12 protein-coding genes are annotated in these 12628 nt (G+C 44.7%); 5 read left to right on the top strand and 7 right to left on the bottom strand.

Annotation, left to right across the window (positions count from 1 at the left end):
• The first annotated feature begins 316 nt into the window (after positions 1 to 316).
• Both ACLGGO_RS04215 and ACLGGO_RS04210 read left to right on the top strand, forming a co-directional pair.
• Entirely contained in the window at positions 317 to 1078 is a 762-nt protein-coding gene (locus ACLGGO_RS04215) for a Uma2 family endonuclease (protein WP_446418386.1), read from the top strand.
• A 67-nt stretch (positions 1079 to 1145) separates the two neighbouring features.
• Positions 1146 to 1373, top strand: a complete 228-nt coding sequence (locus ACLGGO_RS04210) for a hypothetical protein (protein ID WP_446336980.1) — start codon at positions 1146 to 1148, stop codon at positions 1371 to 1373.
• A 91-nt stretch (positions 1374 to 1464) separates the two neighbouring features.
• On the opposite strand, the gene ACLGGO_RS04205 is transcribed toward ACLGGO_RS04210, so the two are convergent.
• Complete coding sequence (locus ACLGGO_RS04205; protein WP_446418385.1) at positions 1465 to 2781, bottom strand: NB-ARC domain-containing protein; 1317 nt, start codon at positions 2779 to 2781, stop codon at positions 1465 to 1467.
• Positions 2782 to 2959: 178 nt separating this feature from the next.
• On the opposite strand from ACLGGO_RS04205, the gene ACLGGO_RS04200 reads away from it, so the two are divergent.
• The gene (locus tag ACLGGO_RS04200) at positions 2960 to 3877 is read left to right on the top strand and encodes a glycosyltransferase family 2 protein (RefSeq protein WP_446418384.1); all 918 of its coding nucleotides are present in this window, start codon (positions 2960 to 2962) and stop codon (positions 3875 to 3877) included.
• A 65-nt stretch (positions 3878 to 3942) separates the two neighbouring features.
• Here the strand turns inward: ACLGGO_RS04200 and ACLGGO_RS04195 are convergent, their stop codons facing one another.
• The 6 genes from ACLGGO_RS04195 to ACLGGO_RS04170 all read right to left on the bottom strand — a co-directional run bounded on the left by ACLGGO_RS04195 (position 3943) and on the right by ACLGGO_RS04170 (position 10411).
• The gene (locus tag ACLGGO_RS04195) at positions 3943 to 5283 is read right to left on the bottom strand and encodes a TIGR03279 family radical SAM protein (RefSeq protein ID WP_446418383.1); all 1341 of its coding nucleotides are present in this window, start codon (positions 5281 to 5283) and stop codon (positions 3943 to 3945) included.
• A 45-nt stretch (positions 5284 to 5328) separates the two neighbouring features.
• Positions 5329 to 5877 (bottom strand): hypothetical protein, encoded by a 549-nt coding sequence (locus tag ACLGGO_RS04190; protein WP_446336984.1) that lies wholly within the window; start codon positions 5875 to 5877, stop codon positions 5329 to 5331.
• Positions 5878 to 6057: 180 nt separating this feature from the next.
• Complete coding sequence (locus tag ACLGGO_RS04185; protein ID WP_446336985.1) at positions 6058 to 7152, bottom strand: ABC transporter ATP-binding protein; 1095 nt, start codon at positions 7150 to 7152, stop codon at positions 6058 to 6060.
• A gap of 118 nt (positions 7153 to 7270) precedes the next feature.
• A complete protein-coding gene (locus ACLGGO_RS04180) occupies positions 7271 to 8146 on the bottom strand; it encodes a carbohydrate ABC transporter permease (RefSeq protein WP_446418382.1) in 876 nt (291 codons plus the stop codon).
• A 7-nt stretch (positions 8147 to 8153) separates the two neighbouring features.
• Positions 8154 to 9059, bottom strand: a complete 906-nt coding sequence (locus ACLGGO_RS04175; protein ID WP_446418381.1) for a carbohydrate ABC transporter permease — start codon at positions 9057 to 9059, stop codon at positions 8154 to 8156.
• Positions 9060 to 9106: 47 nt separating this feature from the next.
• Positions 9107 to 10411 carry an ABC transporter substrate-binding protein gene (locus tag ACLGGO_RS04170; RefSeq protein WP_446418380.1) on the bottom strand — a complete coding sequence of 435 codons (1305 nt, stop codon included), beginning with the start codon at positions 10409 to 10411 and terminating at the stop codon, positions 9107 to 9109.
• A gap of 459 nt (positions 10412 to 10870) precedes the next feature.
• On the opposite strand from ACLGGO_RS04170, the gene ACLGGO_RS04165 reads away from it, so the two are divergent.
• Positions 10871 to 11041 carry a hypothetical protein gene (locus ACLGGO_RS04165; RefSeq protein ID WP_446418379.1) on the top strand — a complete coding sequence of 57 codons (171 nt, stop codon included), beginning with the start codon at positions 10871 to 10873 and terminating at the stop codon, positions 11039 to 11041.
• A 250-nt stretch (positions 11042 to 11291) separates the two neighbouring features.
• Positions 11292 to 12563, top strand: coding sequence for an acyl-CoA dehydrogenase family protein (locus tag ACLGGO_RS04160; RefSeq protein ID WP_446418378.1), 1272 nt, complete (start codon positions 11292 to 11294; stop codon positions 12561 to 12563).
• Positions 12564 to 12628 lie beyond the last annotated feature (65 nt).

The raw sequence follows: 12628 nt of genomic DNA, 5'->3' as shown, positions 1-12628 counted from the left end.
CAGACTTGCCATAATCTGTTTATTTTAATCTTAAAATAACTCTTAAGGATGAGGTAGATATCCCCTACCCAATCCCTGATAAGCTGTAATGCATTTAATTTGATAAGGCAATCTAAGCTATCAAAGGGTTTCAGGAGCTAAATTATTGGATTTAGCTGCATAGCAGCTTATCATGTCCGGTTGCATACCACTCTCTAAGGCACAGGGCACAAGGGAAGCAGAAAGGGTAAGATTACAAAAACGGATTTGGCAGCAAGGCGCTATCCGCTCATAAGCGAATCTGTAAACTAAAGATAGCCGTTTATCGTCTCTCCCGATGACCCTCGCCAAGGATTCACAACCAACAGATCAAATTACTTCCTTTAACGACACAGAGGATATTATTATTCCTCCATCTGATTTGTTGAGTGATGAACCTCCCTTGGAAAGTGATTTACATCGAGATCAAATAGAACTCCTGCTGGCTTGCCTCAAGTGGTGGTGGCGAGAACGCACGGACTTCTATGCTACAGGCAATCTTACCATTTACTTTAGCCCAGAACACATCACCACGCGCGACTTTAGAGGACCCGATTTTTTTGTTGTGTTAGGCACAGAAAATCGACCCCGCAAAAGCTGGATATTATGGGCAGAACAGGGTAAATATCCAAATGTAATTGTGGAACTGCTTTCTGATAGCACCACCAAAATTGATAAAGACTTTAAGAAAAAACTTTACCAAGATACCTTCCGCACCCCCGAATATTTTTGGTTTCATCCAGACACGTTGGAGTTTCAGGGGTTTCTGCTTATGGCGGGTGAGTACCAACCGATAGAACCCACTAATCAAGGGTGGTTATGGAGTCGTCAGTTGAAATTGTTTTTGGGAGTTTATGAGTCAAAACTGCGTTTTTTCAGCCTAGAGGGTCAACTCGTCGCCACACCAGAAGAGAGGGCAGAAATTGCCCAGAAACAAGCTGAAGCTGCCCAAAAACAAGCGGAGATAGAACGACAGCAGAGGGAATTAGCACAACAGCAGGTAACAGAATTACGAGCTAGACTCAAAGAGTTAGGCGTTGAACCAGATTTGCCAGAGTAGTCGGCGTTCATCAATTGTGGACACCTCCGTACTTTATAATTGTCAAAACTACAAATAGGAAACAACAATGTCAACCATTTATCGTTTAAAAGCAAACGAAATCGATCGTAATTTCCTGGAAGAAATAAAAACAAAATTTGGAGATAAAGAGATTGAAATTATTGTGTCAGAATTTGATGAAACTGAGTATCTTTTAAAATCAGAAGCCAACAAAACTAGGCTTTTAGGAGCTATTAAAAATGTTAGAGAACGGAAAAATCTAGTTGAAATTAATTTACAAGATTTGCAGCAGTAATTATACTAAATCCAAGTTTCCCACCCCAGCTATAAGTCAGTCCGCGTAGGCGGACTTTGTTTGTGTAGCAGCGATTTCAATCGCCGTGGCTTTACTCCTCCAACGGAGTCATTAATTGCAGTGTCACTTCCCGAACGGCTGGTGGTAAAATGAATCGACCCTCCGACTTCTCCACTAGCGATCGCTGACTCAGGGAACCCAGCGCCCGAATCACTTCCTGGGGCGATGTGTCGCTAAACTGCTGTTGCAATGCTTTAAACGAAATCGCCTCTTTTTGATGAGCAAGATAAACCAATACTCTTTCTTCTAATTCCGATAAGCGGTCTAAAATTTCCTCAATGAAATCACTAATATCGTGGGTAAACAACGTCGTTGATAAAAAATCCGTCACGTCACCATCAAAAACTTCCTTAATCGTCGTCGCCACCAGCTTGAGCATAAACGGATTACCGCGATAGCCTTGAATTAACGGTTGCCATTTTTTCTCGCCGGATAATCCTTTTTCTTTTAAAATGAATCGGGATGCGTCTCCCAAGCCTTCTAACTTAAATGAACGAACCGGTGAGGTTTCACCTTCCAATAACGAAATTTCATTCAGTTTCTCCTGAGACGTGATTAGTACACAGCTTTGATGGGGTTCTTGTCCTAAACGTCGAAAAAAATCACCATACCCTTCATAGCTTTCTCGGTAAATCCCGGCTAATTCCCCACTTTGTAAAATCGATTCCACACCATCTAAAATGACTAAACAACGGTGTTGTCGGAAATAGTCAATCAGCCAGGAGATGCGCTGATCAGGGGTTTTAGGGATTACCGTTTCCGGTTGCTGGGATAAGTCTTGAATTAAGGCGGCGAGAAGATCAGACACAGAAGGCGCTTGACGTAGCGATCGCCACCTGACAACCTTAAATTTATCCTGTAGCTGTTTCGCCAGCTTCACCGATAACGCCGTTTTACCAATACCACTCATCCCCAACAGCGCCACCAAGCGACAGCCTTCCTGAATAATCCAGCGTTCCAGGGTTTTCAGTTCATCGCTACGCCCGTAGAATACGGAAACATCCGGTGCTTCACCCCAATCTCGGCGATTTTGCGGCTGGGGTGAGGTAGGGGGACTCTGGGAAACAGGGGGACGGTTTGGGGTATCCTTTTGCTGCTGGAGATACTCTTGATAGCGGTTAACCAGGATTTGTTGCAATTTGGTCAGTTTAACTGGACCTCTACCCGGAATTTTAAACTTTTGGTAGACTTCGCTAAGCCGCTTACGCACAGCATCTCCACTAATCTGAAGATGAGACGCGATCGCAGCCGTTCCATGACCCTCCATCGCCAAGGACAAAACCTCTAATTCAGACTTGGATAGACCCCGTTCAGTAGCAATGGTTTTGAGAAAATCCTGAGAAATCACCGTCGATGCTCACACTTATACCAGACTCCACCCTTCAGCTTAACTCATATTTATGAGAATAAATGCAGCCGATTTGGGAGTGATCAGGTCAAAAAGAGGTAGCCGAACCCTAAATACAAGAAGTCATGATAAATTTTGAAAACACTAGACGGGATTTTTACTCCCAGGCTTATTTATCATGCACGAAAGTAGCCAAGTCAACCAAAAATTATCCTCTAGCCGTAATGGTTTAGCGGCAAACTGTCCGCCATTTTCCCTCATCCTTCCCGTTTACAACGAAGAAAAAGGCATTACCCTCACCATCGATCATCTCCAGAACACTCTGAAATCTATTAACGGCGAGTATGAGATTATCGCTGTTAATGATGGTTCGACAGACGGAACGGGTGAACTGCTGCGCTCCTGCTTTAATGTTAGAGTCATTGAACACCGCCGGAATCGGGGATATGGTGCGGCGCTAAAGACAGGAATTCGACAAGCTAAGTATCCCTTAATTGTGATTACCGATGCTGACGGCACCTATCCCAACGAAATCATTCCCCATCTGGTTGCTTTAACCCAAAATGCCGATATGGTTGTGGGAGCGAGGATTGGTCCTCAGGTTCACTATTCAAATCTGCGGAAAATACCGAAATGGTTTCTCATTCGCTTTGCTGAATGGATCACAAATAGTCGAATTCCCGATCTCAACAGTGGACTGCGAGTTTTTCACAAGAGTGTGGTCAAACGCTTTCTGAAGATACTGCCAGACACATTTAGCTTCACGACCACCATTACAGTAGCCATGCTAGCGAATAACTATATCGTACATTACGAACCCATTAACTTTTATCATCGTCAGGGTAAAAGCAAGATTAAGCCAATACGCGATACCTTGCGTTTTATTCAATTAATTCTGCGAACGGGAGTTTACTTTGCTCCTTTAAGAGTGTTTATTCCTATCGCAGGATTATTTTGGCTGGGGTTCTTTTTTACCTTTATTCAAGATATTTTTGTTCGCGAAAATCTTACAGAAAGGACACTCATTCTTTTGATTGCTGCCACCCAAATTACTATGTTTGCACTTTTAGCTGATATGCTTGAAAAACGCACTTAGTTAATGCTATAAATTTTCCCTAAAATTAGGAATAGCTTTTAAGTTGACTGTAAATTTTAGCCAGATTATAGTTTTATTGCCCTACAATGCTCCAGCAATTCCTCAATTCCCTGGACGACTAAAATTTGCGTTCCTAGCTGACGACTTACCTCTGCTACCGTCATATCATCTAAAAACCTTGTATCATCATGTTTAAGCATCAGTGCAGGGAGCAAAATCCCGTCGCCGAAGTCTTTCCCTGACAATTGGTTGAGTAAATCTTGTCCGGTTAACAACCCTGTAACTGTAATCTCTTGTCCCCAATATTCACTCCGTAGCGCTGCTAGTTTGACATCCAATCCCTCAACCTTATTTAACTGCTGCAATAGAGGAACAAACGCCGTTTCCACCGCATTACCTACCACCCAGGTTAATTCTCGCTCAGGTTCCACACGGCTGGGTAACATCCGCGTTGCTGCATCTTGAAATTGTTTAATAAACTGGCGAATTGAACCCACACCATTACCGATTTGGGGATAATCTTCGTAATGAGATTCTGGCGGTAATTCCTGTTTAGCGATTAAAAACCATTCATCGGCTAACCAAGCAAATGTAGAGCCGAATTGCTGGCGAAATTTTGTTTGTAGGGATTGAACTTTCTGGATAACCTCTGCAGCTTTTTCTCGACTGACAGGAATTAATTCATCCTCTGAAGGGCGAAAGCGAGTTAATCCCACAGGAACGACGGCGACTGAAGCAACAGCCGGGATTTCATTCTGTTGGAATTGGGCTAAATCTTTCAGGGTTTGTTCTAAATGAATGCCATCATTAATACCGGGACAAACCACAACTTGAGCATGAATTTGCAGTCTCCGTTCCTGAAACCATTGCAACTGGTCTAAAATCTGCCCAGCACGAGGATTTTTGAGTAATCGGCTGCGAATTTCCGGTTCCGTGGCGTGGATGGACACATACAAAGGAGATAGACGCAGGCGTTCTATCCGATTCCATTCGCTTTGAGTGAGGTTGGTTAGGGTTAAGTATGAGCCATAGAGAAAGCTGAGGCGATAGTCGTCGTCTTTGAGATATAAACTTTGCCGCTTTCCAGGGGGTTGTTGGTCAATGAAGCAAAAGGGACAGCGGTTATTACATTGGATTAAGCCGTCAAATAAGGCGGTTTCAAATTCTAACCCTAAATCCTCGTCGTAGTCTTTCTCAATTTCTAGAGAATGGGTTTTTCCCGCCGCATCTAGGACTTCTAATTCCAGTATTTCATCGGCACATAGAAATTGATAGTCGATTAAGTCGCGGGGAGCTGTACCATTGATCGAGATAATGGCGTCACCCGGTTCAAACCCCACCTCAGCCGCGATGGAGTTGGGGATGACTTTGTTAATTAAAGCCGGACGGATAGAAGTTTCACTCATTGGTTATTTGTCATTTGTTTATGTTTATGTCAAGGCACAGGGAATTCAAAATTCTAGTTCTTGAACGCCATTGGGTGTAATTTGATAACCCCACTCCGGATGCTGTGAAATTGCCCGTTCTATTTCGGGTCGAAGAATGGGATCTGCCATGAATTGGGCAACAGTTGTGAGATCGGGTCGTTGATTATAGAGACGCAGACGACGCAATGGTTTAAATCGGGTTGGGGTTTTGCTGGGATGACAAGAATGTTTCACCAAGTCACACAATCGACGGTAGTTCTCTTGTCGTTCTTCCAGAGTATGCCCTGTATCAAAATCAGCCTCCGTAAAGACAGGTAATCGAGGGGGATTTGAGATGTTTCGCGGTTTCCAACCGTAGCGTAAGGCTTTGATCAGATAATCATTCGGTTTCTCAAGTTCTCCCTTGGCGCAATACTCGATGAATGCTTGAATCGACGGTTCTAAATTATGAGAATAGTTGTAAATTGTTTCTTTTAACTGTTCATCATTGAGTTTAACACCTAGCTTTTCTAACTCAGCTTGGTATTGGAGAATAATATCGACGTGACCGGGATCAAGTTCTAGAAAGTCCATGTGATGATTTTTCGACTAGACGCCCACTTATAGATCATAGAGGTTTTCCAGAGAGGTTTTCCAGATCCCATGAAAAGTGAAAAGTAAGGTGTAGGGGCGGGTTTGACGATTATCTTTTCGGTTGCACAAAAAATGTGACTAAACCCGCCCCGACTGTCGTCAGTTTCGAGACTGGATAGGTTAGGAGTGATGGGTGAAGCGATCGCCTGATTCTACATCAAACCAGTGCATCGTTTTCTCCGGTAGGGCTAGAGTCACCGTATCTTCTTCACCATCCCAGTAGTGATCAGCGGGTAACAACGCCCGAATTGTCTTACCTTCTGACCCTTGGGAACCCCTCATCCGCACGCTAATCAGTTTTTCTTTGCCCATATCTTCAACGAGATACACGTTACCCTTAATGATTTGGTTATCTCCTTCTCTGGCAATCCGCACATTTTCGGGACGAATACCCATGATAATTTGGCGTGGTTTTTTCGGCAAGTTGGGCAGTTTCAGTTTAAAGTCACCCAGAATAGCATAATTCTCCTGACAGCTAAGGGTTAGTAGGTTCATTTGGGGACTGCCCATGAAACTAGCAACAAAACTATTAGCGGGGTAGGTATAAATCTGATAGGGAGTATCAAGCTGTTGCAATACGCCCTCGTAAAGTAAGGCAATGCGAGTAGAGAGAGTCATTGCCTCGGTTTGGTCGTGGGTAACATAGACAACGGGTTTGTTTTGAGATTTAAATAGTTGCTTGAGTTCTGCCCGAACTTGTTCTCGCAGCAGGGCATCTAAGTTACTCAAGGGTTCATCTAATAAAAAGACTTCCGGTTCCCGAACTAAGGCGCGGGCAACCGCTACCCGTTGTCGTTGTCCACCAGAGAGTTGACGGGGTTTGCGTTCGAGTAAGGAACGGTCTAAATCTAGCTTGAGAATGACATCATCAATGCGTTTGCGAATTTCATCGCTAGGGGTTTTACGGATTCTCAGAGAAGCGCCGATATTTTCCTCTACAGTCATGTGGGGATAGAGGGCGTAACTCTGGAAAACCATGGCAATGTTGCGATCGCCGGGAGGGACAGTGTTGACCGTTTGTCCACTGATTACAACTCTACCCTTGGTTGGGGTTTCCAATCCCGCAATTAATCGTAGTAATGTGGATTTGCCACAGCCAGAGGGTCCGATAAATGTCATAAATTCACCATCTTCAACCTCTAAGCTGATGTCTTTAATCGGCACTGTTTTGGGATTGTATTCTTTACGTAGATTCTGTAATTCGAGTTTTGCCATGATTTTTACCTATTGAGTTTTGAATGGGAGCATGTCAAGGAAACTTGAGTAAAGGGCGACCCGATTTTATTGAATGGACACAGTTGTTAATTTGTGCAAGCGGATCGCCCCTACAACCTCATCCTTTAACTGCCCCAGCCGTGATTCCTTGAACAATGCGACGCTGGAAGAGGAGGACTAACACAATCAGGGGCAACGTTCCAGCTACTGTCGCCGCCGCGATCGGACCGTAAGGGATTTCAAATACAGATGTGCCACCGATTTGAGCCACTGCCACCGGGATAGTTTTCATTTCATTTTGAGTAATAAAGGTCAAGGCAAAGATAAATTCATTCCAGGCAAAGATAAATGTCAAAATTCCCGTCGTTACCAGGGCAGGTATGGTCATCGGCAGAACAATTTTCAGCAGCATTTGTACTGTGTTGTATCCATCAACCTTAGCCGAATCTTCTAAGTCTTTAGGTAGCTGCTGAAAGAAACTCCGTAGAACCAAAATAGTCAGCGGTAAATTAATTCCGGTATAAGGAACAATTAAGGCGATGTAGTTATTTCCCAAGCCGAAAAGTTTCACCACCTCTAGCAGCCCCAGAAACAGTAGCACGTAGGGAAAGAGACTGACGACGAGGACACAGCCTAGAACAATCTGCTCTCCCGGAAGTCTTAAGCGTGCTAAGGCATAAGCGGCAGGCGCTCCGGCGATTAAACACAAGAAGGTGGAGGTTAATGAAACAAGGGCGCTATTGAAGATATAACGCCAAAAGGGATAACGATCAAATAGCTGCGTGTAGTGATTCCAAGTGAGTTGATCTGGCGCGGGAAAATAGACATTAGGAATTGCCGAAATTGCCTCATTCACCTTGAATGACGTGAGAACTTGCCAAAGGGCTGGCGCGAGGCAAAAGATTAGCGTTAAGACAACACCAACCCAGAGCATAATTTGCTTGGTATTGATTCGTGACTTTTTTTGTGATGATGATTGTTGAGCGATTGCCATGGTTAATCTATTGGTCTCCTAAAACATTAAGCCGGGTTTTTGAGAGCAAAAATGCGACAATTGCTACGGCGATAATCAGCAAGAGAAATGTTACGACTACCAAAGCAGCACCGTAACCAAAATCCAGATAGCGCCTCACCGTGTCGTAAATATAGAGTGAGATCATTTCCGTAGCATTGGCTGGACCCCCTCCCGTCATCACTAGGATCAAATCAAAAATACCGAAGGCTTGAGCAAATCGAAATAATAAGGCAATCAGGATTTGTGGGGTTAGCAAAGGTAAGGTGATTTGCACAAAGCTTTGTAGTGGAGAGGCTCCATCAATAGCATGAGCTTCATAAAGATCCTCAGAAATTGATTGCAATCCTGCCAGCAGAATGATCGCAAAAAAAGGCGTTGTTTTCCAGACATCAGCCGCAATCAATGCCACCATTGCCAAATTAGGTTCACCCAACCAAGTTACCGGGTCAACGACGGGTAAAAATCGCAAAATATCGTTGGCAACGCCATACTGATCATTGAAAATCCACTGCCACGCTAACCCCATGACTGCCGTTGGTAACGCCCAGGGAATGAGTGCAGCCGTGCGAACTAAACCTCGTCCAAAAAAGGCTTGATTTAGAACTAGGGCAATTGCCATTCCTAGCACTAATTCAACCAGAATCGAGGACACCGTAAAAACGGTCGTGTGCCAGATGCTTTGCCAGAAGCGCCCATCACCCAAAAGCCGTGCATAATTGTCCAAGCCAGTAAACTCTGCCTGCAACTCAGTACCCAAATTTTGAGTGAATAGACTCAACCAAAATGCCCGTCCAATGGGATAGGCAAATACCATTACCAAGATAAGTATGGCGAGTAGGGTTAGTAACCAACCCGTTCGGATCTCTTTTTGCCGAATTGAACCTTGTTTCATAGTGACTTTATAGACTTACAACTAGCCGTGAAACCTGCTGCTTCACATTAATCTCCCAAGAGTCTACGAGTCTCCTGGGCTGCCCGATTCATGGCTTCTTCTGCACTTAGGCTTTGCGTAATCGCTGCACTCAGATAACGCTGTAAAATATCCGAGGTTTGAGCATATTGGGCGATGGGTGGACGCAGAACCGCTTTTTCCAGAACTTCTAGAAGTTTGGGAAGGTAACTATATTTAGCCACCAGTTCGGGATCGGTATAAAGGGATTTGAGAGCTGGAGCATAGCCTGTTGCCAATATGAATTGTTGTTGTACCTCCAGACGGTTAAAGAATTCAATCACTTTCCATGCTTCGTCGGCGTGTTTCGTCGATTTAGAAATACCCAGTCCCCATCCACCTTGGCAAGCACCACTGCTATCATTAGGTTGGTGTACCATCGGCTTGATTGCAAATTGACCCGCAATTTCTGAGTCGGCTGCTAATGTGTAAACGTAGGGCCAATTTCGCAAGAAAATAGCTTCACCGTTTTGGAAGATGCGCCGGGTTTCTTCTTCGGCGTAAGTGGTGACACCAGGGGGAGAAACGCCCTTGTCAATGGTATTGCGTAAAAATTCGACAGCTTGGATAGCTTCGGGTTGATCAAGTCCAACTTCTAATGTGTCTGGATTCACCCAAAAGCCACCAAATCCTTCCAGGATTTCCACAAACATAGCAGACAATCCTTCGTACTGCTTCCCTTGCCATAAATACCCCAAATCAATGTCTGTTTGTTGTTGCAAAGCTTGGGAGATTTGCATGAGTTCGTCAAAAGTTTCGGGGGGTTCGTATCCACCTTGCTTTAATAAGTCAGTACGGTAGTAGAGCATACCCCCGTCGGAACGGAAGGGCATCCGATAAAGTTCACCGTTGTAGCGTCCCCCCTCTACATCCCCTTGCAAAAACTCTGCTAATTGGTCTTCAGAAACTCGGTCAGACAGAGGCATTAACCATCCGGCGGCGGCAAATTTTGGTACCCAAACAATGTCTAGATAAACGAGATCGTAAGGGGATTTTCCTAGTAAGAAAGCCGAGGTATAGAGGTCTTCAACCAAGTTAGTTTCATTCGGTCCTTCGATGATTTCCAGATTGATGCCTGGATTTTGTTGTTCAAAGTCCTCCACAAAAGGTTGCCACTGGGATGCTTCTAAGGCGCTCATCAATACTTGGACTGTGACGGGTTGTTGGGTCAATGCTGGGAGAATTAGAAACTGAATTGCGGCAATTGAGGCAATCAGTAAGATTAAAAAACGAGGGAATCTTTTGATTCTGAAGATGCCTCTTTTGAGTCTGCTTAATTGCTGACTAATGTTCATTGGATGCTCTGACAATTCAATAGGGTTCAATTCACCTGTGTGATGACGATTATGCCCTGTCTCTGACAGGATTGCTCTTGGCGCTGGCATTGGAGTCAACACAACAAGGTGTAGAAGCTTCAGCCTAATTGTAGCTAACGCTTATGAAGTACTTTACCTCATCGCTCGATTTGACGAGATGTCAATCTAGGTTAGCGCTAGATGTAAAGAAATGAAACTTAAATTTATTTAAGTTAACATTGAGAGAACAATGAGGCAAGAGCGGCTCGGTCAGTCGATTCGGGTGTGCAAGATACTGGTATCCTGTTTCGCTAACATAATTTATACCTCCATAGTTAGTTGACAATTTGCACCTGTGGCAATAATTCCAAGTTAACGTGGGATGGGCAAGTTCCAGCAAGTCTCTTGTTCAGCTTTTCAGGCTTTATCCTACTTGCCTACCCTACATCAAATAGTTTCGTGAAAACGGTGTCAGTTATGTGTCCAGGGTTACGATTAATAGAAATTGGCTATGATATTTTGCCCGAAAAAATGGTTTTCTGGGGATTGATCATTATGCCCAAGGTTATTCTGTATGGGATTGATGATGAGAAATCTGCATTGAGCCAATGTGCCATTTCTCAAACATAGTAAAATAAGGGGCTATGCTTATTGAGGATTTTACTAAATACATTAGCTAGATAATACCTTTGATGAAACAACTGATTTTTTCCTATTTTTTACCAAGCTGATTTTAAGTAATCCGATTTTTCGTATCAACTGTCTTATCTAGCCGCCCTAAAGAATTTGGGCAATCGTCTGTTGCCGTTCCCTGCTCTTTGTTTCCTTTGCTAAAAATTGGATAGTCTAAGGAAGGGATAATTTAACTGTTTGTTGCCAAATGTCACTAACCGCAGCTAACCAGGGTGTTGCTCAAGATATCGCGAATCAGTCCAACCTTTTAGAGGTGGCGGATGCTTACTTGCGCCAAATCGTTGCCCCTCGCGCATCAGAGATAGATCAGGATACACAGGCGTTGCGAACCGCGCTCCAGGGATTAGGCTCTCGCAACCTCCTAGCGCTGAAGGTTCCCCAACGTTGGGGAGGTGCAGAGGTTACTCCTGTCACCTTCTCTCACTTCCAGCAACACGTCTGTCGCTATTCGGGCGCCTTGGCATTTCTGCAAACTCAGCATCAGAGTGCAGGTGGCTTTTTGGCAAAGAGTGACAATGAAGCCTTAAAGCAGCGTTATCTTCCCCCCATGGGGAGAGGTGAGGCGTTAGTGGGGGTAGGATTCTCCCAACTGCGACGCACTGGGAATCCTCCAGTCAAAGCGACGCCCGTGGATGGGGGCTATCAGATTACTGGAAATGTCCCTTGGGTTACGGGTTTTGGCTTGTTTGAGGATTTTGTGATTGGGGCGACATTACCCGATGGTCGGGAACTCTATGGTATAGTGCCGTTTACGTCTACGGAGCAAGCTGTTGGGGGTGCGATCGCGTTTAGTGAACCGATGGTGTTAGCGGCGATGAACTCCACGAATACAGTGTCGGCGAGTCTGACTGATTGGTTTTTACCCCACGAGTCTGTTTTATTCATCAGAAAAGCCGGGGCGATTCATGAAACGGATCGAAAAAATGTGTTAAATCATGGGTTCTTTGCCTTAGGCTGTGCTAAAGCCGGATTAGATATTGTTACCGCCGTTTATCGACGCAAGAAATTAGGGTTTATTCAAGCGGCTTTTGATCATCTCCACGCCGAAGTCTTGGACTGTGAAGCCGCTATGATTGCCGCATTATCAACAAATTATGCTGACACCGAAGATCAGGAAAATGGAGGAGATAGGGGAGATAGGGGATATAGGGGATATAGGGGAGATAGGGGAGATGAGGGCGGGTTTAGAAACATCCGGGTGACAACAAATGATAATAGTGAAACCCGCCCCTACATGGGGAAAAAACGTCCCCAATCCCTACAGCTAAGGGCGTGGGCAATTAATTTAGCGGGGCGCTGTACCAATGCGGCTGTAACAGTTTCTAGTGGGGCGGCAAATATCCAATCCCACGCCGCCCAAAGAGTTTATCGTGAAGCTGTAGTATTTACGGTGTCTGGGCAAACCACGGCAGTAATGGAAGCAACCTTGGCGCAGTTAGTCTACTCGCCTCTAAATTAGGGGTGATGGGGAGCATGTGGAGACGCGCCATGGCGTCTGTGTGTAGGGGCGGGTTTAGGGACTAA

Origin of the sequence: Coleofasciculus sp., assembly GCF_046565525.1 — a bacterium.
GTDB lineage: Bacteria > Cyanobacteriota > Cyanobacteriia > Cyanobacteriales > Coleofasciculaceae > Coleofasciculus.
This window is presented reverse-complemented; position numbering and strand designations above follow the sequence as displayed.

Bases quoted from the DNA above. Each gene is read 5' to 3' on its own strand.
- ACLGGO_RS04215 (WP_446418386.1), top strand. From the start codon at position 317: ATGACCCTCGCCAAGGATTCACAACCAACAGATCAAATTACTTCCTTT.
- ACLGGO_RS04210 (WP_446336980.1), top strand. From the start codon at position 1,146: ATGTCAACCATTTATCGTTTAAAAGCAAACGAAATCGATCGTAATTTC.
- ACLGGO_RS04200 (WP_446418384.1), top strand. From the start codon at position 2,960: ATGCACGAAAGTAGCCAAGTCAACCAAAAATTATCCTCTAGCCGTAAT.
- ACLGGO_RS04195 (WP_446418383.1), bottom strand. From the start codon at position 5,283: ATGAGTGAAACTTCTATCCGTCCGGCTTTAATTAACAAAGTCATCCCC.
- ACLGGO_RS04190 (WP_446336984.1), bottom strand. From the start codon at position 5,877: ATGGACTTTCTAGAACTTGATCCCGGTCACGTCGATATTATTCTCCAA.
- ACLGGO_RS04185 (WP_446336985.1), bottom strand. From the start codon at position 7,152: ATGGCAAAACTCGAATTACAGAATCTACGTAAAGAATACAATCCCAAA.
- ACLGGO_RS04180 (WP_446418382.1), bottom strand. From the start codon at position 8,146: ATGGCAATCGCTCAACAATCATCATCACAAAAAAAGTCACGAATCAAT.
- ACLGGO_RS04175 (WP_446418381.1), bottom strand. From the start codon at position 9,059: ATGAAACAAGGTTCAATTCGGCAAAAAGAGATCCGAACGGGTTGGTTA.
- ACLGGO_RS04170 (WP_446418380.1), bottom strand. From the start codon at position 10,411: ATGAACATTAGTCAGCAATTAAGCAGACTCAAAAGAGGCATCTTCAGA.
- ACLGGO_RS04160 (WP_446418378.1), top strand. From the start codon at position 11,292: ATGTCACTAACCGCAGCTAACCAGGGTGTTGCTCAAGATATCGCGAAT.